This window comes from Thauera sp. AutoDN2 (assembly GCF_051280715.1).
In the GTDB taxonomy this organism is placed as follows: domain Bacteria; phylum Pseudomonadota; class Gammaproteobacteria; order Burkholderiales; family Rhodocyclaceae; genus Thauera.
The window spans coordinates 1-21,596 of sequence record NZ_JBNCAR010000032.1 but is presented as its reverse complement, the minus strand read 5'-3'; the positions used below and the strand labels follow the sequence as shown (position 1 = coordinate 21,596).

The 21,596-nt window shown below is 67.4% G+C and carries 21 protein-coding genes; 16 read left to right on the top strand and 5 right to left on the bottom strand.

What is annotated here, in order from left to right:
* Window positions 1-18: 18 nt before the first annotated feature.
* The 4 genes from ACPT9U_RS14725 to ACPT9U_RS14710 form a co-directional block, all read right to left on the bottom strand.
* A complete protein-coding gene (locus ACPT9U_RS14725) occupies window positions 19-1,197 on the bottom strand; it encodes a multidrug effflux MFS transporter (protein ID WP_418363756.1) in 1,179 nt (392 codons plus the stop codon).
* Between the two features lie 91 nt (window positions 1,198-1,288).
* On the bottom strand, window positions 1,289-1,594 hold the full coding sequence (locus ACPT9U_RS14720; RefSeq protein ID WP_418363755.1) for a monooxygenase: 306 nt from the start codon (window positions 1,592-1,594) through the stop codon (window positions 1,289-1,291).
* A 150-nt stretch (window positions 1,595-1,744) separates the two neighbouring features.
* Entirely contained in the window at window positions 1,745-2,578 is an 834-nt protein-coding gene (locus ACPT9U_RS14715; RefSeq protein WP_435751459.1) for a class I SAM-dependent methyltransferase, read from the bottom strand.
* A 92-nt stretch (window positions 2,579-2,670) separates the two neighbouring features.
* Window positions 2,671-3,696, bottom strand: coding sequence for an AraC family transcriptional regulator ligand-binding domain-containing protein (locus ACPT9U_RS14710; RefSeq protein ID WP_435751458.1), 1,026 nt, complete (start codon window positions 3,694-3,696; stop codon window positions 2,671-2,673).
* Between the two features lie 248 nt (window positions 3,697-3,944).
* On the opposite strand from ACPT9U_RS14710, the gene ACPT9U_RS14705 reads away from it, so the two are divergent.
* From ACPT9U_RS14705 to ACPT9U_RS14640, 14 genes are all read left to right on the top strand, one after another.
* On the top strand, window positions 3,945-4,778 hold the full coding sequence (locus ACPT9U_RS14705; RefSeq protein ID WP_048708193.1) for an ABC transporter ATP-binding protein: 834 nt from the start codon (window positions 3,945-3,947) through the stop codon (window positions 4,776-4,778).
* 1 nt (window position 4,779) lies between these two features.
* Window positions 4,780-5,664 carry a branched-chain amino acid ABC transporter permease gene (locus tag ACPT9U_RS14700; protein ID WP_435751457.1) on the top strand — a complete coding sequence of 295 codons (885 nt, stop codon included), beginning with the start codon at window positions 4,780-4,782 and terminating at the stop codon, window positions 5,662-5,664.
* A complete protein-coding gene (locus ACPT9U_RS14695) occupies window positions 5,664-6,704 on the top strand; it encodes a branched-chain amino acid ABC transporter permease (protein WP_435751456.1) in 1,041 nt (346 codons plus the stop codon). Before ACPT9U_RS14700 ends, ACPT9U_RS14695 begins: the two co-directional genes overlap by 1 nt.
* Before the next feature lie 49 nt (window positions 6,705-6,753).
* Window positions 6,754-7,923 carry an ABC transporter substrate-binding protein gene (locus tag ACPT9U_RS14690; protein WP_435751455.1) on the top strand — a complete coding sequence of 390 codons (1,170 nt, stop codon included), beginning with the start codon at window positions 6,754-6,756 and terminating at the stop codon, window positions 7,921-7,923.
* 3 nt (window positions 7,924-7,926) lie between these two features.
* Window positions 7,927-8,739 carry an ABC transporter ATP-binding protein gene (locus ACPT9U_RS14685; RefSeq protein WP_418363748.1) on the top strand — a complete coding sequence of 271 codons (813 nt, stop codon included), beginning with the start codon at window positions 7,927-7,929 and terminating at the stop codon, window positions 8,737-8,739.
* A gap of 8 nt (window positions 8,740-8,747) precedes the next feature.
* Window positions 8,748-10,598: an AMP-dependent synthetase/ligase gene (locus ACPT9U_RS14680; RefSeq protein ID WP_418363747.1), complete on the top strand. Its 1,851-nt coding sequence runs from the start codon at window positions 8,748-8,750 to the stop codon at window positions 10,596-10,598.
* A gap of 150 nt (window positions 10,599-10,748) precedes the next feature.
* A complete protein-coding gene (locus ACPT9U_RS14675; protein ID WP_418363746.1) occupies window positions 10,749-11,885 on the top strand; it encodes an acyl-CoA dehydrogenase family protein in 1,137 nt (378 codons plus the stop codon).
* Between the two features lie 16 nt (window positions 11,886-11,901).
* A complete protein-coding gene (locus ACPT9U_RS14670) occupies window positions 11,902-13,101 on the top strand; it encodes a thiolase family protein (protein ID WP_418363745.1) in 1,200 nt (399 codons plus the stop codon).
* A gap of 19 nt (window positions 13,102-13,120) precedes the next feature.
* The gene (locus ACPT9U_RS14665) at window positions 13,121-13,888 is read left to right on the top strand and encodes a 3-hydroxyacyl-CoA dehydrogenase (protein ID WP_418363744.1); all 768 of its coding nucleotides are present in this window, start codon (window positions 13,121-13,123) and stop codon (window positions 13,886-13,888) included.
* A 248-nt stretch (window positions 13,889-14,136) separates the two neighbouring features.
* Window positions 14,137-14,949: an enoyl-CoA hydratase/isomerase family protein gene (locus tag ACPT9U_RS14660; RefSeq protein WP_435751454.1), complete on the top strand. Its 813-nt coding sequence runs from the start codon at window positions 14,137-14,139 to the stop codon at window positions 14,947-14,949.
* A gap of 82 nt (window positions 14,950-15,031) precedes the next feature.
* The gene (locus ACPT9U_RS14655; protein ID WP_418363742.1) at window positions 15,032-15,493 is read left to right on the top strand and encodes a CopD family protein; all 462 of its coding nucleotides are present in this window, start codon (window positions 15,032-15,034) and stop codon (window positions 15,491-15,493) included.
* 137 nt (window positions 15,494-15,630) lie between these two features.
* The gene (locus tag ACPT9U_RS14650) at window positions 15,631-16,260 is read left to right on the top strand and encodes a class I SAM-dependent methyltransferase (protein WP_418363741.1); all 630 of its coding nucleotides are present in this window, start codon (window positions 15,631-15,633) and stop codon (window positions 16,258-16,260) included.
* Between the two features lie 13 nt (window positions 16,261-16,273).
* Window positions 16,274-17,014 carry an SDR family oxidoreductase gene (locus ACPT9U_RS14645; RefSeq protein WP_435751453.1) on the top strand — a complete coding sequence of 247 codons (741 nt, stop codon included), beginning with the start codon at window positions 16,274-16,276 and terminating at the stop codon, window positions 17,012-17,014.
* Window positions 17,011-18,117 (top strand): DUF5924 family protein, encoded by a 1,107-nt coding sequence (locus ACPT9U_RS14640; protein ID WP_435751452.1) that lies wholly within the window; start codon window positions 17,011-17,013, stop codon window positions 18,115-18,117. Before ACPT9U_RS14645 ends, ACPT9U_RS14640 begins: the two co-directional genes overlap by 4 nt.
* Before the next feature lie 34 nt (window positions 18,118-18,151).
* Here ACPT9U_RS14640 and ACPT9U_RS14635 read toward each other — a convergent pair whose 3' ends face one another.
* Window positions 18,152-18,574: a CBS domain-containing protein gene (locus ACPT9U_RS14635; RefSeq protein ID WP_418363738.1), complete on the bottom strand. Its 423-nt coding sequence runs from the start codon at window positions 18,572-18,574 to the stop codon at window positions 18,152-18,154.
* 219 nt (window positions 18,575-18,793) lie between these two features.
* Between ACPT9U_RS14635 and ACPT9U_RS14630 the strand changes: the two genes are divergently transcribed.
* Both ACPT9U_RS14630 and ACPT9U_RS14625 read left to right on the top strand, forming a co-directional pair.
* Window positions 18,794-20,386, top strand: coding sequence for a thymidine phosphorylase family protein (locus ACPT9U_RS14630; protein ID WP_435751451.1), 1,593 nt, complete (start codon window positions 18,794-18,796; stop codon window positions 20,384-20,386).
* A gap of 87 nt (window positions 20,387-20,473) precedes the next feature.
* Window positions 20,474-21,373: a ribose-phosphate diphosphokinase gene (locus tag ACPT9U_RS14625; protein WP_418363736.1), complete on the top strand. Its 900-nt coding sequence runs from the start codon at window positions 20,474-20,476 to the stop codon at window positions 21,371-21,373.
* The last annotated feature ends 223 nt before the right edge of the window (window positions 21,374-21,596 follow it).

Sequence of the window (21,596 nt, the reverse complement as noted above, 5' to 3'; positions counted from 1 at the left end):
CGCCGAAGGCGCCGCGCGTCAGCGCCTCGGTCCGAGCGCCCACACCAGCAGGCTGAACAGCATCGCGCCCGCCACCATCAGCGCCAGCGGCAAGGCACTGTCCTGCACGCCATGGCCGACCACCATGCCTGCGCCTGCGCCCAGGCCCATCTGCACAAAACCCATCAGCGAAGCGGCTGCCCCCGCCATCTTCGGGTAGCCGGCCAGGCCAAGGGCGGTGGCGTTGGGCAGGGTGAGTCCGATCGCCGCGGTGACGCCCCACATCGGCAGCATGACCGCCGCAGGGTGGACCACGCCGGCGAGTGCGAGCCCGGCGAGCAAGGTGCCACTCACCGCGCCGAGCAGCACGCCGTGGCGCATCAGCCGCGCAGGGCCGATGCGGCGCGACAGGCGTGCGGAGAGGATGGTGCCGAGCATGAAGCCGGTCACGTTCACGCCGAAGGCAAGGCCCATCTGCTCCGGGCTCATGCCGTACAGGCCGATGTAGACGAAGGGCGAGCCCGAGATGAAGGCGAACAGCGCCGCGAATGCGCCGCAGCCCACCAGCAGCGCGGTGCGGTAGTTTGGGTCCGCCAGCAGCGTACGGTAGTTGGCCAGCATGCGGGCAGGTTGCAGGGCCTGCGGGTCGGGGTGGGCGTTGGTTTCCTGCAGTGCGCGCCACAGCAGCACGATCAGCAGTGCCGCGTAGAGCGTGAGCACGACGAATGTCGCGCGCCAGCCGAAGCCCGAGGTGAGCCAGCCGCCGAGCATGGGCGCGAGCAGTGGCGCCAGCGCAGTGGCCGTGGAGACGTGTGAGAGCACCCTGGCCGACTCCTGCGGGCCATACACGTCACGCACCACCGCGCGTCCGAGTACCGGCCCCGTGCAGGCGCCCAGTGCCTGCAGCAGGCGGGCTGCCACGAGGGCCTCGAGTGAATGCGCGAACGCGCAGGCTGCGGACGCGACGAGGAAGACTGCCATACCCCACAGCAGCACCGGGCGCCGGCCGTAGCGGTCGGACAGTGGCCCGATGACGAGCTGGCCGGTGCCGAAGCCGAGCAGGTACACCGACAGCGTAAGCTGCACCCCGGCGCTGTCGGTGCCGAGCGCATCTGCGATCGCGGGCAGTGAGGGCAGATAAAAGTCGGTGGACAGCGGGCCGAGGGCGGTCAGCGCGACGATGAGCGCTGCGAGCAGGGAGGAGGGCGTCACCGCCATGGGTCGTATTTCACGTTCAGGGGGCTCGGTCAGGCATCGGGTCCGGCGACCCACAGGGTGCTCGTCGCGCCGAAGGAAGTCGTAAACCTCTTCAGACCAGCGGGGCGCGATCGATCTGCGAAAGGGGAACGTTGACCTCGAAAAGTTTGGCGTTGACCGTCGGTACGCCGAAACCAAGCAGGCGTGCACGGTGCATGTCGAGGTAGGCCTCGGCGCTGGCGCGGTCTTCGAAGAGGTAGATCCCGCCCGCCTCGCCAGTGTCGCGGTTCTCGGTCCAGATCTTCCAGGACAGGCCTGGCTCCCCGGCAATGGAGGCCGCAAGATCGCGCATGCCCGTGCTCATCTCTTCGCCCCAGGGGCCGTTGAAAGGGAAGTCAACCTGCAGCAGGACAGCCATGAATACCTCCGTGTAAGTGTATGTGGCCGGCGTAGCGCTTCTCTGCCGGCCGGACGTTCGCAGTGTATCAGGTGGAGGATTCCCGCCCTGTGACACCAGCGCGCCTCCAGGGGCGCAACTGGGCCGGCCGGGGTGTCGCGCAGATCGCCCTCAGGCGGTGAAGAAGCGTTCGGAGAGTTCGTCGAGGCCGAAGGTGCCGAGCAGCTCGGTGAGGCGTTCGGCAGCGCGTTTGCGCGGCCGGTCGGGCTGATGGCGCGCGATGATCAGTTCGTTCTTCATCGAGTGCTCCCAGCCAACGAGTTCGGTGACGGTGACCTCGTAGCCGTGTGCCTCGAGCTGCAGGCAGCGCAGCACGTTGGTGAGGTGGCTGCCGAATTCGCGCGTGTGGATCGGGTGCCGCCACAGCTCTGCGATCGGGTGGCGCAGTGCCTGCTGCTTGTGCTTGCGCAGCACCGCGGCAACCTCGGCCTGGCAGCAGGGCACGAGCACGATGGCGCGTGCGCCCTTGTGCAGCGCGAAGCGGATCGCGTCGTCGGTGGCGGTGTTGCAGGCGTGCAGCGCGGTGACGATGTCGATGCGCCCGGGCAGGCGGTCCGAGTCGATCGATTCGGCCACGCTGAGGTTCTGGAAGCGCATGCCCGCAGAGAACCCGAGCTTGTCCGCCAGCCGGCGCGAGCTCGTCACCAGCTCGTCGCGCGTCTCGATGCCGTGGATGCGCCCGCCCGGCGCGTGCTGCTTGAAGAACAGGTCGTACAGGATGAAACCGAGGTAGGACTTGCCCGCGCCGTGGTCCACCAGCTGCAGGTCGGGGTGCTCGGCCAGCGCTTCGGCCAGCAGCGGCTCGATGAACTGGTAGAGGTGATAGACCTGCTTGAGCTTGCGCCGGCTGTCCTGGTTGAGCTTGCCGTCGCGGGTGAGGATATGGAGCTGCTTGAGCAGCTCGATGGATTGCTCGGGGCGGATCTCGGGGTGCTGGGCGGTCATGGACTGGAAGAGAAGGAGGAGGCCGGGAGGATGGGCCGAATGTACCCTGACGCCGGGCGCGTACCAAGTGTGGTTTCTGCGCGGACGAGCGCTCAGACTTTGGCGCGCGCGCGCCGATAGCTGCCCGGCGGCGTCCCGGTCCATTGCTTGAAGGCGCGGTTGAAAGCGGCCGGATCGTCGAAGCCGAGGTCGGCGCCGATGCTGGCGATCGGTTCGTCGGTCCGCGAGATGCGGGCGATGGCCACGTCGCGCCGAAGGGCGTCCTTGACCGCCTGGAAGTGCGTGCCCTCGGCGTCGAGCCGGCGTGCCAGCGTGCGTGGCGAGATGTGCAGGGCGCGCGCCACGTCCTCCACCGTCTGCGGACGGCCTAGCCCGGCTTCCAGCAGGTCGCGCACGCGGTGGGTGAACAGGCGCTCGCTGACCGAGACGTGAATCCAGTCCATCGGCGCCTTGCGCAGGAAGGCCGACAGCGAGGCCTTGTCCTGGCGGATCGGCGCGTCCATGAAGACCGGTTCAATGTAAAGCGCGGTCCGTGCCTGGTCGAAGCGCGCCGGACCCGCGTACATGTTGATGTACTCGCCGGCATGCGCCGGGGCGGGGTAGCCGAGGTCCACCCGGTCGAACAGCAGCTTGCGCTCGATCATCCACGACCCGATGCCCTGCACCAGCATCAGCATCAGCTCGAGGATCAGCATCCGGTGGGGGCCAAGGTCGGCGCGCTCGACCAGCGTGATGCGGGTCAGCCCGTCCGCCTCGTCCATCTCGTAATGCAGGTCGTCCAGCACCAGGCGGAAGAACCAGCAGAAGCGGTGCAGGGCGACGCGCAGGTTGGCGGCGTCCAGCATGCCGAGGCACAGGAACTTGAGCGTGCCCGCGCGCAGGGGCCGCGAGAACATGCCCGGCGTCTCGTCGTCGAGCTCGATGGCGAGCGTGCGGTAGAACAGTGCGAACTGCTCCACCGTGACACGAGCCGAGTCCTGCTGCAGCAGCGCCGGGGCGATGCCTGCACGGCCGATGCAGTCGAGTGCCAACGGCTGTCGTTCGCCGAGGCGGTCGAGGAGCTGGCCGATCATGCGGATCGGCACGGTGACGGCGGGAGCATTCGGACGTTCGGTCATGGCGGTTGCGATGCTGCGGTGCGTGATCGGGATGTCTCGGTCAAGTGGCAGAAAATGTCAATCGATCGGCCGGTTCTGTCATCCACAACCCGGCCCGTACTGCCTAGTATGGCCTGCAAATAGCGGCAGAAAAAAGATTAATGCCCGCGCCGGCGCTTCGTGATCCCCGATGGGATCGCGTTCGCTGGCAATTAAAGCACAGCACGCACAGTCCGCCCGGGAAGAGGCGGCTGGCAGGAGGAGACAAGGTGCATCCAGGCAAGGCCAGTCCTATCCTCGAGGTCGAGGGGCTCACGTTGTCGTTCGGCGGTATCAAGGCGCTGACTGACGTGGGCTTCGAAGTCGCTCCGGGGTCCATCACCACCGTCATCGGTCCGAACGGCGCAGGCAAGACCTCACTGTTCAACACGATCTCCGGTTTCTACAAACCCTCGACGGGGCGTATCCGCTTCCAGGGCGAGGACATCACCGCCACCCGCCCGCCCGAGCGCGCCAGGCTGGGCCTGGCGCGCAGCTTCCAGAACATCGCGCTGTTCCGCGGCATGACCGTGCTCGACAACATCAAGCTCGGTCGCCATGCCCACCTGCGCACCAACGTGCTCGACGCGCTGTTCTACTTCGGCCGTGCGCGGCACGAGGAAATGAAGCTGCGCCAGGAGGTCGAGGAACGCATCATCGACTTCCTGGAGATCGACCACATCCGCCACATGCCGGTGTCGGTGCTGTCCTACGGCCTGCAGAAGCGGGTGGAGATGGCGCGCGCGCTGGCGATGCGACCCAAGGTGCTGATGCTGGACGAGCCGGTCGCCGGCATGAACCGCGAGGAGACCGAGGACATGGCGCGCTTCATCCTCGACGTGCGCGAGGAGTGGGGCGTGACGGTGCTGATGGTGGAGCACGACATGGGCATGGTCATGGACCTGTCCGACCACGTGGTGGTGCTCAACTTCGGCCAGGTCATCGCCGACGGCACGCCGGCCGAGGTGCAGGCCAACCCCGAGGTGATCAAGGCCTACCTGGGTTCGGGCGACGTCTCGGAGTTGCGCCAGCGCCTTCATCAACCTCTTGCAGTGGGGGCCTGAGATGGACTTCGACTGGCTTTTCCTGGCCGAGATCGTGCTGGCTGGCCTCGGCGCCGGCGGCCTCTACGCGCTGACCGGCCTCGCTTTCGTGATGATCTACAAGGCCACGCGGGTGGTGAACCTGGCCATCGGCGAGATGCTGATGATCGGCGCCTACCTGTGCTTCGGCCTCGCCACGGCGATGAACATGCCGATGTGGCTGGCGATCCTGGTCGCGGTGATCGGCAGCGGGGTGGCGGGCGCGACGCTCGAGCGGGTGGCGATCCGGCCGATGCTGGGCGAGTCGCCGATCTCGGTGTTCATGGTGACCGTGGGTCTGGCCTCCATCCTGGTCGGCGTGGTCGAGCTGATCTGGACCTCCGAGCCGCGCCGCCTGCCCGAGTTCATGCCCAGCGCGCCAGTGATGATCGGCGAGGCCTTCGTGCCGCCCAAGGTGTTCTACGGCTTCCTCGTTGCGGCGGTGCTGATCGGGGTGGCGCTGGCGGTGTTCCGCTTCTGGCGCGGCGGCGTGGCACTGCGGGCGACGGCATCGGACCAGCAGGCGGCCTACTCGATGGGCATCAACGTGCCCAAGGTGTTCTCGCTGTCCTGGACCGTGGCGGCGATGATCGCGGCCATCGCCGGCGTCATCGTCGGTGCAGTGGGCGGCATCTCCTCGACGATGGGCGTGTTCGGCCTGTCGGTGCTGGTGGTGGTGATCGTCGGTGGCCTCGATAGCGTGCTCGGCGCGCTGGTCGCCGGGCTCTTCATCGGCGTCGTCGAGTCCCTCGCCGGTGGCTTCCTCGGCGGCGAATTCAAGCTGCTGGCCACCTTCCTGATCCTGATCGTCGTGCTGCTGGTCCGTCCCTACGGCCTGTTCGGCACCCACGAAATCGAGAGGTTGTAATGCGTATCGGAACCGCACGCTCCAGTTACCGCCACGACGAGTCGCTGTTCGACAGCCGCACCCAGTACGCCTGGCTGGCCGTCCTCGCCGTCGCGCTGCTCGGCTTCCCCTTCTTCGCCGACGAGTACTGGCTCTACCTCGCCTGCCTGGTGGCGATCAATATCGCCAGCACGACCGGGCTCAACATCCTCACCGGCTACACCGGGCTGGTGAGCCTGGGGCAGGCCGCCTTCATGGGCATCGGCGCCTACACGGTGGCGGCGCTGGAGCAGAAGCTCGGCACACCGGTGCTGCTCAACCTGCTCGCCGGCGGCTTCGTCGCGATGCTCGGCGGGCTGGTGGTGGGCCTGCCCTCGCTGCGGGTGAAGGGACTGTATCTGGCGATTGCGACCATCGCCGCGTCGGTGGTGCTGCACTTCGTGTTCGCCAACTGGCATGCGGTCACCGGCGGCCATTCGGGCATCACGGTGGCGCCGGCGGAGATCCTCGGCCTCAGCTTCGACTCCTCGTTCCGTCTGTACTGGCTGTTCGTGCCGATCACCATCCTGATGGTGCTGGGTGCTGCCAACCTGTTCCGCACCCGCATCGGCCGCGCCTTCATCGCGATCCGCGACCGCGACATCTCGGCCGAGGTGCTGGGCATCCCGCTGCTGCGCTACAAGCTGCTGTCCTTCGGCCTGTCGTCCTTCTACGCCGGGGTGGCGGGCGGCATGTGGGCCTACTTCTTCCGCGTGGTCACGCCGGAGAGCTTCCCGCTGATCATGTCGATCTTCTTCCTCGCCGCGGTCATCGTTGGCGGCATGGGCACCATCCTCGGTGCCATCCTCGGCGCGGTCTTCATGACCATGGTGCCCGAGGCGCTCAAGCTCATCGTCGGCTGGCTGCCGCTGTCGGCCGACGCCACGCTGATCCTGTCGCCGGTGCGCACCATCGTGTTCGGCGCGCTGATCGTCGGCTTCCTGGTGTTCGAGCCGCTCGGCCTGCAGGAAATCTGGCGCCGTATCCGCCGTTTCTTCCACCTCTGGCCGTTCCGGGCCTGAGTTTTCCTCGCCTCATCGCATCACCACCCATAAAGAGAAGGAGACAAGCATGAGAAGAACCGTACTCAAGAGCCTGCTGGCCACCGCGGTCCTGGCAGCCACCGCAGGCATGCCCGCGGTCCAGGCGGCAGACAAGGAAATCGTCATCGGCGGCTCGATCCCGATGAGCGGCGTGTTCGCCTTCGCCGGCATCGGCATCCACGCCGGCATCCAGGACTACGTCAAGATGACCAACGATGCCGGTGGCGTAGAGGGCCACATGCTGCGCTACGTGCCCGAGGACAGTGCCTACAAGGTCGACCAGTCGGTGGCGGCGTTCAAGAAGATCACCAGCCAGAACAAGGTGAACTTCTACTACGGCGACTCCACCGCCTTCAGCAAGACCATCAACCCCGAGCTCGACCGCGCCGGCAGCATGATCATGTCGGGCGCCTCCTTCGCCACCGAGCTCAACGACCCGCAGAAGTACCCCTACCAGTTCATCGCTGGCCCGGACTACACCCAGCAGTTCGGCATCCTGCTGCGCTACATTGCCCAGGAAAAACCGGGCGCCAAGGTGGCTTTCGTCTATTCCGACACCGAGTTCGGCCGCGACCCGATCGAGAGCAGCCGCGGCGTCGCGAAGGAGTTGGGGCTCAACGTTGCCATCGAGATTATGACCCCGCCGGGCGCGGTCGATGTGTCGACCGAGATGGCGAAGATGCGCCGGGCGAGGCCGGACTTCATCATCTTCCACGGCTACATCCTCGGCCCGATCCCGGAGTTCATCGGCCAGGCGCGCCAGCTCGGCCTGGACACCAAGTTCATGGGCACCTTCTGGACGATGGACAACTCGACGGTCATGCAGATGGGCGACGTCGCCGAGGGCTTCATGGGGGTGATGCCCTACAGCTACTACTACGACGACTCCGCGCCGGCGCCCATGCTGGAGAAGATCCGCTCAATGCGACCGGAGTACCAGAACGTGCCCTACATCCAGGGCTTCCTGTCCGCCATGCTCTACGCCGAATCGGCCCGCCGCACGATCGCCGCCGGCAAGGAGATGACCGCGGCCAACTTCAAGGCGGCGCTGAACTCGATCGAGAACTTCGACACCGGCGGCCTGATCGGCGTGCCCATCACGATCCGCGGCAACACCATCCCGGTCGGGCGCATCTACCGCGCCGACACCAAGGCCAAGCGCATGGTGCCGGCCTCCGACTGGATCGTGCTGGAGTAAGCGATGAGTGCGGCCGAATCCGTCCTCGAGGTGAACAACATCGAGGTGATCTACAACAAGGCGGTGCAGGTGCTGCGTGGCCTGTCGCTGTCGGTGCCGCGCGGGCAGATCGTCGCGCTGCTCGGCTCCAACGGCGCGGGCAAGAGCACCACGCTCAAGACCGTGTCCGGCCTGCTGGGGCTGGAGAACGGCGAGCTGACGCGCGGCGAGATCCGCTTCGAAGGCAAGCCGCTGGCGGGTTCCAAGCCGCACGAACTCGTGCGCGCGGGGCTCTTCCACGTAATGGAAGGGCGCCGCGTGTTCGAGGACCTGACCGTGGAGGAAAACCTCGTCTCCGCGACCTATGCGCTCACCGGGCGCAGCGGCGCGAAGGCCGACTACGACCTCGTCTACGAGTACTTCCCGCGCCTGTACGAGCGCCGCAACGGCCTGGCGGGCTACCTGTCGGGCGGCGAGCAGCAGATGCTGGCGATCGGTCGTGCGCTGATCGCGCGGCCCAAGCTGATCCTGCTCGACGAACCCTCGCTGGGCCTGGCGCCGCTGCTGGTGGAGAACATCTTCCAGATCATCGCCCGCATCAACGCCGAGCAGAAGGTGTCGATGCTGCTGGTGGAGCAGAACGCCTCGGTGGCGCTGGCGGTGGCGCACTACGGCTACATCATGGAGAACGGCAAGGTCGTCACCGACGGCCCGGCCGAACGCCTGGCCGCCGACCAGGACGTGCGCGAGTTCTACCTCGGCATGGGCGGGCACGGCGAGATGAAGAGCTTCCGCGACATCAAGCACTACAAGCGCCGCAAGCGCTGGCTGTCGTGAGCGAGAGGATGGCCATGAGCAAGAACCCCGAAGTCAATCCGCTTCCCAGGCTGACCCTGCCGCAGATGCTGCGCGAGCAGGCAAGGCAGCATCCAGCACGCATCGCCATCCGCCAGAAGGATTTCGGCATCTGGCAGGGCATTTCCTGGGACGACTACTACCGCCGCGCCGGCCATGTCGGCCTGGGGCTGCGTGCGCTCGGCCTGTCCGCCGGCGGCCACGTCGGCGTGCTCGCCGAGAACCGCATCGAATGGGTGCTGACGCAGATGGGCTGCGGCCTGGTCGGCGGCATCGCGGTCGGTGTCTATCCCACCAGCCCGGCGCCCGAGGTGGCCTACGTGCTGAACCACGCCGACGTCGAGGTGGTGGTGTGCGAGGACCAGGAGCAGACCGACAAGGTGGTCGAGGCGCTCGACCAGCTGCCCCATCTGCGCGCCATCGTGGTGATGGAGACCAAGGGCCTGCGCAACGCCGATGAGCGTGTGCGCGACCGCATCCTGTCCTTCGCCGACCTGGAGACGCTCGGGGTCGAATACGAGGCCACCCACCGTCACCTGGTGGAGGAGACGCTGGCGACGCAGCGGCTCGAGGACATCGCGCTGATGATCTACACCTCGGGCTCCACCGGCAAACCCAAGGGCGCGATGATCAGCTACGCCAACATCCGCGGCGTGGCGCCCGGCATCGCCGATCGCCTGGGCCTGTCGGCGGACACCAGCCATCTGTCCTACCTGCCGCTGTGCCACGTCGCCGAGCAGATGCTGACCACCTTCTGCCCGATCTACCTGGGCTCCACGGTGGCCTTCGGCGAGTCGATCCGCACCGTGCAGGAAGACCTGCGCGAGATCGCGCCGACGATGTTCCTGGGCGTGCCGCGCATCTGGGAAAAGCTGCACTCGGCGATCAGCATCAAGATGCAGGAGAGCGGTCCGCTGCAGCGCTGGCTGTTCGACCGCGCGATGGCCGCCTGCGCGCCCTTCGCGCACAAGGCGGCGGCGCAGCGCACCGCGGGCGAGCGCCTGAGCTACGCCTTCTGGTACTGGCTCATCCTGCGCGCGCTGCAGAACTTCATCGGCCTGCGCCGGGCGCAGGTGGCGCTGACCGGCGCCGCGCCGATCCCGCCCGCGGTGGTGCAGTTCTTCCGCACGCTGGGCGTGCCGCTGGTGGAGGTCTATGGCCTGACCGAATCGACCGGCATGATCACCGGCCAGCCGCTGGATGCGGCCCGCTTCGGCTCGGTCGGCACGCCGATCCTCGGTGTCGAGCACCGGATCGGCGAGCGCGGCGAACTGCTGATCCGGGGCGAGATGGTGTTCGCCGGCTACTACAAGAACCCGGAGGCGACCGCCGACAGCATCCGCGACGGCTGGCTGCACACCGGCGACGTGGTCGAGGCGCGCGACGGCCAGCTCTACATCGTCGATCGCCTGAAGGACATCATGATCACCGCCGGCGGCAAGAACCTGACGCCGTCCGAGATCGAGAAGACGATGAAGGCCAGCCCCTATATCAAGGAGTGCATCGTCGTCGCCGACGGGCGCAAGTTCGTCTCCGCCCTGATCCAGATCGACTACGAGACGGTGGCGAAGTGGGCAGAGGGCCGCCAGATCCCCTTCACCCACTTCCGCTCGCTGGTCGAGCACCCGGAGGTGCGCGCGCTGATCGACGCCGAGATCGCACGCGGCAATGGCCAGCTCGCGCAGGTCTCGCACATCCGCCGCTTCCACCTGCTGACCAAGGAACTGGACCACGACGACGGCGAGGTGACCGCGACGATGAAGGTGCGCCGTTCCAGCATCTACAAGACCTATGCCGACGTGATCGAAGCCATGTACCGGGGAGAGGCCGCCCATGCGTGACCACTCCCCGGCGCGTGCGGGTGCGCCACCGGGCTGAGTCCCCGGGGTTTTCGACGACGTTTTCCCTTCTTTTCGGCGCGGCGTGCGCGGGCACGCCGGAGCCTGTTGTGCGCGGCGCTGCCTGCCCGGGGTCGCCGCGCCGGAGACATCATGGATTTCCAACTGAATGCGGAGCAGCGCGAGATCCGCGATCTCGCCCGCCGCTTCGCCGAGCGCGAGATCGTGCCGCGCGCAGCCGAGGCCGATGCCAGCAAGGCCTTCCCGGTCGAGGTGCATCAGCGCGCTCAGGAACTCGGCCTGCTGGGGATCAACCTGCCCGAGGCGGTGGGTGGGGGCGGTCTGGGCTGCCTCGAACTGGTGCTGGTTACCGAAGCCTTCTGCCGCGGCTGTCTGGGGATCGGCACTGCCCTGTGCGTGAATGCGCTGGCCACCGAGCCGATTGCGATCGCCGGCAGCCAGATGCAGCGTGATCGTTATCTGCGCGCGGCTGCCAACGGCGCGCTCGCGAGCTTCGCCATGACCGAGCCGGGCGCGGGCTCCGACGTTGCCGGCGTGCGGACCCGCGCCGAGCGGGTGGAGGGCGGTTATCGCCTCACCGGAAGCAAGATCTGGATTTCCAACGCCAACCTGGCCGAATTTCTCGTCGTTTTCGCCAAGACCGCACCGGATGCCGGACATCGTGGCATGACGGCCTTCATCGTCCCGCGTGCCAGTGCGGGTCTGACGGTGGGTGAGCCGCTGGGCAAGCTCGGTCAACGCTGTTCGCCCACCTGTGAGGTCTTCCTGGATCAGGTGTTCGTGCCCGAGGATCACCGCCTCGGTGAGGAGGGCGGCGGCTTCGCGCTGGCGATGGCGGTGTTTGACCACTCGCGGCCGATGGTGGCCGCCTTCGGCGTCGGCCTCATCGAGCGCTGCCTCGACGAGTCGCTCGCCTACGCCACTCAGCGCAGCAGTATGGGCCGGCGCCTGATCGACCACCAGGCCGTGGCGCACAAGCTGGCCGAGATGCGCATGAAGCTCGAGGCCGCGCGCCTGCTTACCTACCAGTCGGCCTGGCTGCTCGACCAGGGCAGGCCGAACACGATCGAGGCCTCGATCGCCAAGGCCTTCGCCGCCGATGCCGCGATGTGGGCGGCGACCGAGGCGGTGCAGATTTTCGGCGGCATGGGCTACTCGACCGAATACCCGGTGGAAAAGCTCTTCCGCGACGCCAAGGTGCTGCAGATCTACGAAGGCACCAGCGAGATCCAGCGCAACATCATCGCCCGCGAACTGCAGCGGGCCTGAACCCGAGGACCCAGCAATGACCCCATCCAATTCCTCCAATCCGAACGAAGCGCTGATTCTGGGCGCCGTCCGCACCCCCTTCGGCCGCCGCGGCGGGGCGCTGCGCGAGACCCGCCCGGACGAACTGCTCGCCACCGCCATCGGCGGCGTGCTGGCGCGCACCGGACTGCCGGCCGATAAGGTCGGCGACGTGCTGGCCGGCTGCGTCAGCCAGGCCGGCGAGCAGGGCGCCAACATCGCCCGCCAGGCGCTGTTGATCGCCGGGCTGCCGGCTGAGGTGCCGGGCGTGTCGATGAACCGCATGTGCGGCTCCAGCCAGTTCGCCACCCATGCCGCTTCGCAGGCGGTGGCTGCGGGCGACCTCGAGTTTGCCATCGGTTGCGGCGTCGAGAGCATGAGCCGGGTGCCGATGTTCCTCGATCTGACCCTGGGGCAGGGCGACTTCCGTGGCTTCGACAATCTGCATCCGAAGATCCTCGCGCGCTTCGCCATTCCGCATCAGGTCGAGAGCGCCGAGCGCATCGCCGACCAGTGGCAGATCTCGCGTGCCGAGATGGATGACTACGCGATGGAAAGCCACTGCCGTGCCGAGGCGGCGCGCGCGGCCGGCCTGCACACCGAGATCCTGCCGGTGGCGGGTGTGGACAAGGAGGGTGGCACGATCACGCTGGCGCACGACGAAGGCATCCGTGCGGTGATCGATGTCGAGCGCATGCGCGCCATGCAGCCGGTGTTCCGCCAGCCGGGCGAGGGCGGCGTGACTGCGGCCAACGCCAGCCAGATGTCCGACGGCGCGGCCGCGGTGCTGGTCGGTCGGCGCGCGGCGGCCGATGCGCTGGGCATCCGGCCGCGCGCGCGCTTCCGCGCCCGCGTCGCGGTCGGTTCGGACCCTGTGATGCAGCTCACCGGGGTGATCCCGGCGGCGCGCCGCGCGCTGGAGATGGCCGGGCTGTCGATCCGCGACATGGACTGGATCGAGGTCAACGAGGCTTTCGCCAGCGTGGCCCTGTGCTTCATGCGCGAGTTCGCGCCGGACATGGACCGTTTCAACCCCTGGGGCGGCGCGATCGCCCACGGCCACCCGCTGGGCGGCACCGGCGCCGGCCTGATGGCCAAGATGCTCGCAGGCCTCGAGCAGCGCGACGGCCGCTTCGGCCTGCAGGTCATGTGCGTCGGCCACGGCATGGCCACCGCAACCATCATCGAACGCATCTGAGACACAGGGAGCACACGCAATGAAGATCGCAAACTCGGTATTCCTCGTCACCGGCGGCGCCTCGGGCCTGGGCGCCGCCACCGCGCGCATGGTGGTCGAAGGCGGCGGCAAGGTGGTGCTTGCCGATCTCAATGAAGAGGCGGGCAAGGCGCTCGCGGCGGAGCTGGGCGCAGCGGCCTGCTTCGTGCGCACCGACGTCACCGACGAGGCGTCGACGCAGGCAGCGGTCGATGCCGCGGTGACGGGCTTCGGCGGCCTGCACGGTCTGGTGTGCTGCGCCGGCGTGGCGCCGGGCGAAAAGGTCGTGGGCAAGGAAGGCCCGCACCGCCTCGACAGTTTCATGCGCGGGGTGACGATCAACCTTGTCGGCACCTTCAACCCGATCCGCCTCGCCGCCGACGCCATGAGCAAGGCCGCGCCGAACGAGGAGGGCGAGCGCGGCGTGATCGTCACCACCGCCTCGGTCGCCGCCTTCGACGGCCAGATCGGCCAGGCGGCCTACTCGGCGTCCAAGGCCGGCGTGGTCGGCATGACGCTGCCGATCGCGCGCGAGCTGGCGCGCTACGGCATCCGCGTCATGAGCATCGCGCCCGGCATCTTCGAGACGCCGATGCTGCGCGGGCTGCCACAGCAGGTGCAGGATTCGCTCGGCCAGATGGTGCCTTTCCCCTCGCGCCTGGGTCGTTCCAGCGAATACGCGCAGCTGGTGAAGTCGATCTGCGAGAACCCGATGTTGAACGGCGAGGTCATCCGCCTGGACGGTGCGATCCGCATGGCGGCCAAGTAAGCTGCGTGTTCGAGTTGCGCATTTCGCTTTCCATCCTGCTCGCTGTTTCGCTCCCCCTCTTCTCCCGGTAGGGCCTCGCCCCTGAGGCAGGCGCGGCCACGTGTGTCTGTGCGGGCGCGGGCGTGCGGGCCGGGGCGTGTCGGGTCAGGGGGTGGGCGAGGGGTGTGGCGGGGGGGGGGTGCCCGGCGATGGCGCATCGCGTATCCTCGTCCGCATACGCAAAGAATGTACTCAAGGAGATTATGCCGATGTCTGATTCCACCGCTGCCGATTCATCCGTGCGCCTCGAGCGTGAGGGCGGGATTGCCTTCATCACCCTTGACCGTCCGGCCTCGCGCAACAGCCTCGATCTCGCGATGGGGCTCGCCTTGCGCGATGCCGTGCGCGCCTTGCAAGCGGAGCCGCCACGGGCGGTCGTGCTGCGCAGCAGCGGCGCACATTTCATGGTCGGTGGCGATGTGCGCCGTTTCGATGCCCTGCTGCAGGACTCGCAGCAGGAATGCGCCGAGGAGATCGGGTGCCTGATCGATGCGGTGCACGAGGCGGTTGCGGGCCTCACGAGACTGCCGTGCCCGGTCATCGGCCTGGTGGCCGGCTCGGCGGCGGGTTTCGGCATGTCGCTGGCGATCGCCTGTGACATTCTGGTTGCGGCCGACGATGCGCGCTTCGTGTTTGCCTACAGCGCGATCGGCACCACGCCGGACGGCGGGGCGAGTTGGCATCTCTCGCGCCGAGTGGGGCTGCAGCGCGCGCTGGCGATCGCGTTGCTCAATCCGCAGATCGATGCCGCACAGGCGAAGGATATCGGCCTGGTGGCCGAGGTCGTGCCGGTGGCGCAGCTGCAGGACAGCGGGCTCGCCATGGCGCGCCGCCTCGCAGACGGGCCGGCGGCAGCGCAGGCCGGAATCAAGCGATTGCTGCGGTCGGGGCTGAACAGCGACTTCGCGGGTGCGCTTGATGCGGAGAAGGCGAGCTTTCTCGCCATGTCGGCAAATGCGGACTTCGGCGAGGGCGTGCGCGCCTTCTGCGAGCGGCGTCCGGCGCGCTGGCAGGGCCGATAGCAGGGCCGATCGCGGCGCTTGCCGCGCGGGGCCTCTTTTGCGGCACAATCAGGACGCTTTCGATACCTTTTGAGGTGGCGCCATGGCTCTTGATTCCTTTCTGCTCCTCCTGCACGTGACCGGCGTCGTCGTCTGGGTGGGCGGCATGTTCTTTGCCTATGTCTGCCTGCGTCCGGAGGCAGCCAGCCAGCTCGAGCCGCCGCCGCGCCTGCGGCTGTGGCGCGGGGTGCTTGCGCGCTTCTTTGTCTGGGTGTGGGTGTCGGTCGTGGCCGTGCTCGCGAGCGGGCTCGCATTGATCCTGGGCTATGGTTTTGCTGCGGCACCGCTCTACCAGCACCTGATGCTCCTGATGGGCCTGGTGATGATCGCCATCTACGCCTTCGTCTTCTTCGTTCCGTATGCAGGCCTGAAGCAGGCCGTCGCAACGGAGGAATGGAAATCGGGCGGCGCGGCGCTCGGGCGCATCCGTCAGCTTGTCGGGACCAACCTGACCCTGGGCCTGCTGACCATCGCGATGGCGACACTCGGCCGCTGGCTGGTTTGAGCATTCCGTGTTGACCGTTCGGATGCATCCGGGCGCGGGCGAGCGCCTGCCCTGGTAGCGGGTGGCTGGGTCCGCGAGCCACGGGGGGGCGGCGATGCGCACGGGCGCGATGTCGCAGCACGATTTCAGGAGAAACGATGAACGCACACGAACAGGAACGCATGTGGTCTTCGCGCTTTCGCGACGCGGGCGAGGACTATGTATTCGGCACCACCCCAAACCGTTTTCTGGCAGCGCAATCGGCCTTGCTGGCTTCCGGCGCCAATGCGCTTTCGGTGGCCGATGGCGAGGGGCGCAATGCGGTGTGGCTGGCCGAGCAGGGCCTGCAGGTGACGGCGACCGAGATCTCGCCGGTGGCGCTGGAGAAGGCGCGCAAGCTCGCGGCTGGCCGTCACGTCGAGGTCGACTTCGTGCTTGCGGATGCGGTTGCTTGGGCGTATCCGGAGGCCGCGTTTGATTTCGTGGTGGCGATCTTCATCCAGTTCGCCACGCCGGCGCAGCGCGCGAGCATCTTTGCGGGCATGGTTCGCGCGCTCAAGCCGGGCGGCCATCTGATCCTGCAGGGCTATACGCCGAAGCAACTCGAGTTCCGTACCGGCGGGCCGTCGGCGGTCGACCATCTGTACACCGCGGACATGCTGCGCGAAGCCTTCGGCGCGCTCGAGATCCTGCATCTGCAGGAATACGAGGACGTGCTCGATGAAGGGGTCGGCCACAAGGGGCATTCGGCCTTGGTAGGCCTGGTCGCGCGCAAACCGGCTGCGTGAGCGGAGAAGCACGATGACGGGTATCCGGGCAATCGTGAGTGGACACAGCCGCGGGCTGGGTGCGGCGATTGCGGCGGAACTGCTCGAACGCGGTGTTCCGGTGCTTGGGCTGGCGCGGCAGGGGAATGCCGCCCTGGCGGTGGCGCACGGCGGGCAGCTCGCCGAGGTGGCGCTTGATCTGGCCGATACCGAAGCCCTCGCAGCCTGGCTTGCGGCGGGCGGGCTCGCCGGTTGGCTGGGTGATGCAGATGAAGCGCTACTGATAAACAATGCCGGCACCCTGCAGCCGATGGGGCCTTTGCCGCTGCAGGACCCGGCAGCGGTGGCGCACGCCGTGGCGATAAACGTGGCGGCGCCGCTGATGCTGGCGGCGGCTTTCGCACAGGCGGACGGGATTCGGGAGCGGCGCGTGCTGCACGTGTCGAGCGGCGCAGCGCGCGCCGCCTATTCGGGCTGGAGCGTGTATTGCGCCACCAAGGCGGCACTTGACCACCATGCGCGTGCGGTCCAGATGGATGCCACGCCCGGGCTGCGCATCTGCGCGCTGGCGCCGGGCGTCATCGACACCGACATGCAGGGCGAGATCCGTGCGATCGCCCCCGAGCGCTTTCCCATGCGGGAGCGCTTCGTCGACCTGAAGCGCAGCGGCAGCCTGGTGGCCCCCGAGGCGTGTGCGATGCATCTGGTGGATTTCATGCTCGACGCGGATTTCGGCCGTTCGCCGGTCGCCGATCTGCGCGACCTGATGCAGTGAGCGCCGGCCCCGTCGAGCCACGGGCTGGGTTGCCCCCGGATGCGGAGCCCGCGCTGCCCGTATCGGCGGCGCCGGGTGGGCGCGGCAGCCGGCTCAAGCGACTGAAATGGCGCGGACTGCGTCTGATGGTGTGGCTGCGCCGCCACCCCTGGCTGGTGGCGAGCTTCGGCTTCGTTTCCGGTGTGCTCAGCTTCCTTCTCGTCGAACGTCATGAGGGCGTGGCGAGGGTGATGGCGGTAGCGATGCTGGCGGGTTGGTTGCTGCTGGTATTGGAGCGCGTGCTCGATCGCGCGCTGAAACGGCGCTTCGGCTTCGGTGTGCCCGCCGCGCTGGTGCGCTACCTGACGCAGTTCACGCACCAGGAGAGCCTGTTTTTTGCGCTGCCTTTCTTCGTCGCCAGTACCTCCTGGAACAGCGGTCAGGCGATGTTCACCGCCGCGCTTGGGGTGATGGCGCTGGTAGCGATCATCGATCCGCTGTACTACGGGCGCTTGGCGAAGCGACGCTGGCTTTTCCTGAGCTATCACACGCTGACCCTGTTCGCGCTGCTGCTGGTGGTGTTGCCGCTGGTGCTGCAGGTCCCGGCGATGGCGAGCTATCAGGCAGCGCTCGCGGTTGCCGTGGTGCTGTCGTTTCCGACCTTGGCGGGCGCGGTCACCATGCCACGCTGGTGGCGCGGACTGCTGGTGCTGGTCTTGCTGGTGGCCCTAGGCCTCGCCGGATGGCTGGCGCGCCTGTGGGTGCCGCCTGCCACCCTGCGGCTGACCCAGGTGGCGGTCAGCACGGCCATGGATGTCGAGCAACGGGCGCCAGCGCAGAGCCTGCGGGCGCTGGATGCCGCGCACCTGCGCGAGGCAGGCCTCTACGCCTACACTGCAATCCGCGCGCCGCTGGGGCTCACGGAGCGGGTGAGTCATGTCTGGCTGCACGAAGGGCGCGAGGTCGACCGCATCGAACTGGATGTGACCGGCGGACGAACCGACGGCTACCGCGCGTGGACGTACAAGCGCAACTTCCCGGATGATCCGCGCGGGCGCTGGCAAGTGCGCGTGCTCACTGCGGACGACCGCATGATCGGCACGCTCCGGTTTCGGGTCGACTGAGCTTCTGGACCGGGCGCGCCGGGTCGAGTGGGGGTCAGCAGATGCGTTCCCACAGGCTCTGCTCGTCTTCGAACTGGTCGAGCTCGAGGCCCTTGAAGTCGCTGCGCGAAATGATGCCGACCACCTTGCCGTCGACCGTCACCGGCAAGTGCCGGTAGCCGCCGTCGCACATCCTGTGCAGCGCGTCGATCGCCTTGCGGTCGGGTTCGATGGTGTCGGGGTCGCGGGTCATGACTTCGGACAGATGAACCGTCGCCGGGTCGCCGCCATTGGCGATCACCTGCACCGCATCGCGGCCGGTGAAGATGCCCTTCAGGTGGGCCCTGGTGTCCGTTACCAGTACCGCGCCCACGCTGCGCTCGCACATTGCCTGGCACGCGCTCTGGACGGTATCCGTCGGACGCAGCATCAAGGGGTTCTGGTCCTTGACGATGAAAGAGATGTTTCGGTTCGTCATGTCGCCCTCCGTTGTGCTGGTGTGTGAATTTGTACTCATTTTATGGTCGATCGGGCTTGACCATGTTGACGTTCGTTAAGCTTTGCGCAGGGGTTTCGCCAGGCGTAATGCTGGCGGTCCCGGTGTGTCTGTCCGTGACGTGGGTGTCCCTGTGTCATGTGACGCATCCGTGCCTGCGAGCGGCTTCATGGGTGTGGAGCCAGGGTGTAGTCTTGCACCATGAATGCACAGAATGACGACCATCCCGCCCTGCCGCCGCCGCAAGAGGGGGATGCCTTCCCGCTCAGGCTGCGCCGCGTGGCAGTGGATACCTACCGCGAAAACGTCGCCTACCTGCATCGGGACTGCGAGATCTACCGCGCTGAAGGTTTCCAGGCACTGTCCAAGGTCGAGGTGCGCGCCAATGGCCGGCGTGTCCTCGCCACGCTCAATGTGGTGGACGATCCGCGCATCGTGCGCTGCCATGAGGTCGGGCTGTCGATCGACGCCTTTGCGCAGATGGGGGTCGAGAATGGGCACCCGGCGATGATTGCGCAGGCCGAGCCGCCGACCTCCATCCCTGCGCTGCACCGCAAGATCGCCGGTGAGCGGCTCGCGCGGGATGACTTCCGTGCGATCGTGCGTGACATCGCCGAACATCGTTATTCGAAGATCGAGCTCACCGCCTTCGTGGTCGCGACCAACCAGGGCGAACTCGACCGCGAGGAGGTGTATTTCCTCACCGAGGCGATGGCGGCGGTGGGGCACCGCATCGACTGGCAGGAGCGGCCGGTGGTGGACAAGCACTGCATCGGTGGCATCCCGGGCAACCGGACCTCGATGCTGGTGGTGCCGATCGTCGCCGCGCACGGCATGCTGTGCCCGAAGACCTCCTCGCGCGCGATCACCTCGCCGGCGGGCACGGCCGACACCATGGAGGTGCTGGCGCAGGTCGAACTGCCGGTGGAGCGCCTGAACGAGATCGTGCGCGAGCACCGCGGCTGCCTCGCCTGGGGCGGCACGGCCAAGCTCTCGCCGGCCGACGACGTGCTGATCTCGGTCGAGCGCCCGCTGTCGATCGATTCGCCCGGGCAGATGGTCGCTTCCATCCTGTCCAAGAAGGTAGCCGCCGGATCGACCCATCTGGTGCTCGACATTCCGGTGGGACCAAGCGCGAAGGTGCGCTCGATGCCGGAGGCGCAGAAGCTGCGCAAGCTGTTCGAGTTTGTCGCCACGCGCATGGGCCTGACCATCGACGTGGTGATCACCGACGGCCGCCAGCCGATCGGCAACGGCATCGGCCCGGTGCTCGAGGCGCGCGACGTGATGCAGGTGCTGGAGAACGATCCGCGCGCGCCCAACGATCTGCGCCAGAAGGCGCTGCGCCTCGCGGGGCGCATGCTGGAGTTCGATCCGGACGTGCGTGGGGGGGACGGCTTCGCTATTGCGCGCGACATTCTGGACTCGGGGCGCGCGCTGGCGAAGATGGACGCCATCGTCCGCGCGCAGGGCGGCAAGGCCTTCGATCACAACGCGCCGCAACTCGCCCGCCTCGCATTCGACGTGCTGGCCGAGGCGGATGGGGTGATCACCGGCATCGACAACCTGCAGCTCGCGCGCATTGCCCGTCTGGCAGGCGCGCCCAAGATGCTCGCTTCGGGCGTGGATCTGCTGAAGAAGCTCGGAGATCCGGTGCAGAAGGGGGAGGCACTCTACAGGGTCCATGCCGATTACCCGTCCGACCTCGACTTTGCCCGCCAGGCGAGCGCTCGCGCCAGCGGCTATGCGATCGGTGGCGCGGAGGAAGTGCCGCATCTGTTCGTGGAGTTCTGAGCCCCCAGTCGCGCGGGTGTGAATTCCTTCGCAGACGAGGCCCGGATCAACTTTCGGCGCGGGAGGGACCCGGGTAGGCTTTTACCGATGAAGAACAACACGCCCCTCCTGCTGCATTTCGAGGACGAGACGGATGAAGCCGCCCGGCTGGCGCGCGCCGCCGGCCTGGACGCAGCACTGATCGAACGCCACCGCTTTCCGGATGACGAGTTGCGGTTGAGGCTGCCTCCGTCGCTGCCGCAGCATGTCGTGCTCTTTCGCAGCCTGCACCGCCCCAACGAGAAGCTGCTGGAGTTGCTGCTGGTCGCGCGCAGTGCCGGGAAGCTGGGTGCCGAGCACATCAGCCTGGTCGCGCCCTATCTGGCCTACATGCGCCAGGACAAGGCCTTCCGTCCGGGCGAGGTGGTCAGCCAGCGCATCGTGGGTGAATTCCTGGCCGGGCTTTTCGATGCGGTGATTACCGTCGACCCGCACCTGCACCGCGTCGATACCCTGACCGAGGCGATCCCCGTCCCACACGCGATCGCGCTTTCGGGTGCCGGCCTGCTTGCGGACATCGCCGTGCAGCGTCGGGAGCGCCCGCTGCTCGTCGGTCCTGACGCCGAATCGCGCCAGTGGATCGAGACCGCAGCCGGACGGCATGGTCTTGACAGTATCGTGTGCAGCAAGATTCGCCGTGGCGACCATGATGTTGTGATTGCGCTGCCCGCGGGCGCCGAGGTAGCAGGGCGTGCCGTGATCCTGCTCGATGACGTGGCGAGCTCGGGTCAGACGCTTGCCCGCGCTGCGGTCCTGCTGCGCGAGGCCGGTGCACGCTCGGTCGACGTGGCGGTCACGCATGCGCTCTTTGCGCAAGGCGCGCTCGAGGCCATTCACAACGCTGGGGTTGGCGAGATCTGGAGCACCGATTGCATCGTGCACCCGAGCAATGCGGTCCAGGTTGCGCCGTTGCTCGCCGAGGCCTTGCGCGCCATTCTTCCCGCCTGATCCGCCCGCGGGCCGCGGTGCCACGACGGGCGGGTCGTTTCTCGTTTTTGCTGCCCGCAAAGCCTTTCCAAGCATTTTTCATGCCGCGCGACTTGCGCGACCGATGACGTGATCAAGCCTTAGTGCTAGCCCGCATTTCTCACAGATAGGAGGCGCATCGCGGCCGGAAATATGAGAAAGTTGTTTTGCGAGAACGACTTAACCATACTCCGGAGGAATCCGC

Bases quoted from the DNA above. Each gene is read 5' to 3' on its own strand.
- ACPT9U_RS14725 (WP_418363756.1), bottom strand. From the start codon at position 1,197: ATGGCGGTGACGCCCTCCTCCCTGCTCGCAGCGCTCATCGTCGCGCTG.
- ACPT9U_RS14720 (WP_418363755.1), bottom strand. From the start codon at position 1,594: ATGGCTGTCCTGCTGCAGGTTGACTTCCCTTTCAACGGCCCCTGGGGC.
- ACPT9U_RS14715 (WP_435751459.1), bottom strand. From the start codon at position 2,578: ATGACCGCCCAGCACCCCGAGATCCGCCCCGAGCAATCCATCGAGCTG.
- ACPT9U_RS14710 (WP_435751458.1), bottom strand. From the start codon at position 3,696: ATGACCGAACGTCCGAATGCTCCCGCCGTCACCGTGCCGATCCGCATG.
- ACPT9U_RS14700 (WP_435751457.1), top strand. From the start codon at position 4,780: ATGGACTTCGACTGGCTTTTCCTGGCCGAGATCGTGCTGGCTGGCCTC.
- ACPT9U_RS14695 (WP_435751456.1), top strand. From the start codon at position 5,664: ATGCGTATCGGAACCGCACGCTCCAGTTACCGCCACGACGAGTCGCTG.
- ACPT9U_RS14690 (WP_435751455.1), top strand. From the start codon at position 6,754: ATGAGAAGAACCGTACTCAAGAGCCTGCTGGCCACCGCGGTCCTGGCA.
- ACPT9U_RS14685 (WP_418363748.1), top strand. From the start codon at position 7,927: ATGAGTGCGGCCGAATCCGTCCTCGAGGTGAACAACATCGAGGTGATC.
- ACPT9U_RS14680 (WP_418363747.1), top strand. From the start codon at position 8,748: ATGGCCATGAGCAAGAACCCCGAAGTCAATCCGCTTCCCAGGCTGACC.
- ACPT9U_RS14675 (WP_418363746.1), top strand. From the start codon at position 10,749: ATGGATTTCCAACTGAATGCGGAGCAGCGCGAGATCCGCGATCTCGCC.
- ACPT9U_RS14670 (WP_418363745.1), top strand. From the start codon at position 11,902: ATGACCCCATCCAATTCCTCCAATCCGAACGAAGCGCTGATTCTGGGC.
- ACPT9U_RS14665 (WP_418363744.1), top strand. From the start codon at position 13,121: ATGAAGATCGCAAACTCGGTATTCCTCGTCACCGGCGGCGCCTCGGGC.
- ACPT9U_RS14660 (WP_435751454.1), top strand. From the start codon at position 14,137: ATGTCTGATTCCACCGCTGCCGATTCATCCGTGCGCCTCGAGCGTGAG.
- ACPT9U_RS14655 (WP_418363742.1), top strand. From the start codon at position 15,032: ATGGCTCTTGATTCCTTTCTGCTCCTCCTGCACGTGACCGGCGTCGTC.
- ACPT9U_RS14650 (WP_418363741.1), top strand. From the start codon at position 15,631: ATGAACGCACACGAACAGGAACGCATGTGGTCTTCGCGCTTTCGCGAC.
- ACPT9U_RS14645 (WP_435751453.1), top strand. From the start codon at position 16,274: ATGACGGGTATCCGGGCAATCGTGAGTGGACACAGCCGCGGGCTGGGT.
- ACPT9U_RS14635 (WP_418363738.1), bottom strand. From the start codon at position 18,574: ATGACGAACCGAAACATCTCTTTCATCGTCAAGGACCAGAACCCCTTG.
- ACPT9U_RS14630 (WP_435751451.1), top strand. From the start codon at position 18,794: ATGAATGCACAGAATGACGACCATCCCGCCCTGCCGCCGCCGCAAGAG.
- ACPT9U_RS14625 (WP_418363736.1), top strand. From the start codon at position 20,474: ATGAAGAACAACACGCCCCTCCTGCTGCATTTCGAGGACGAGACGGAT.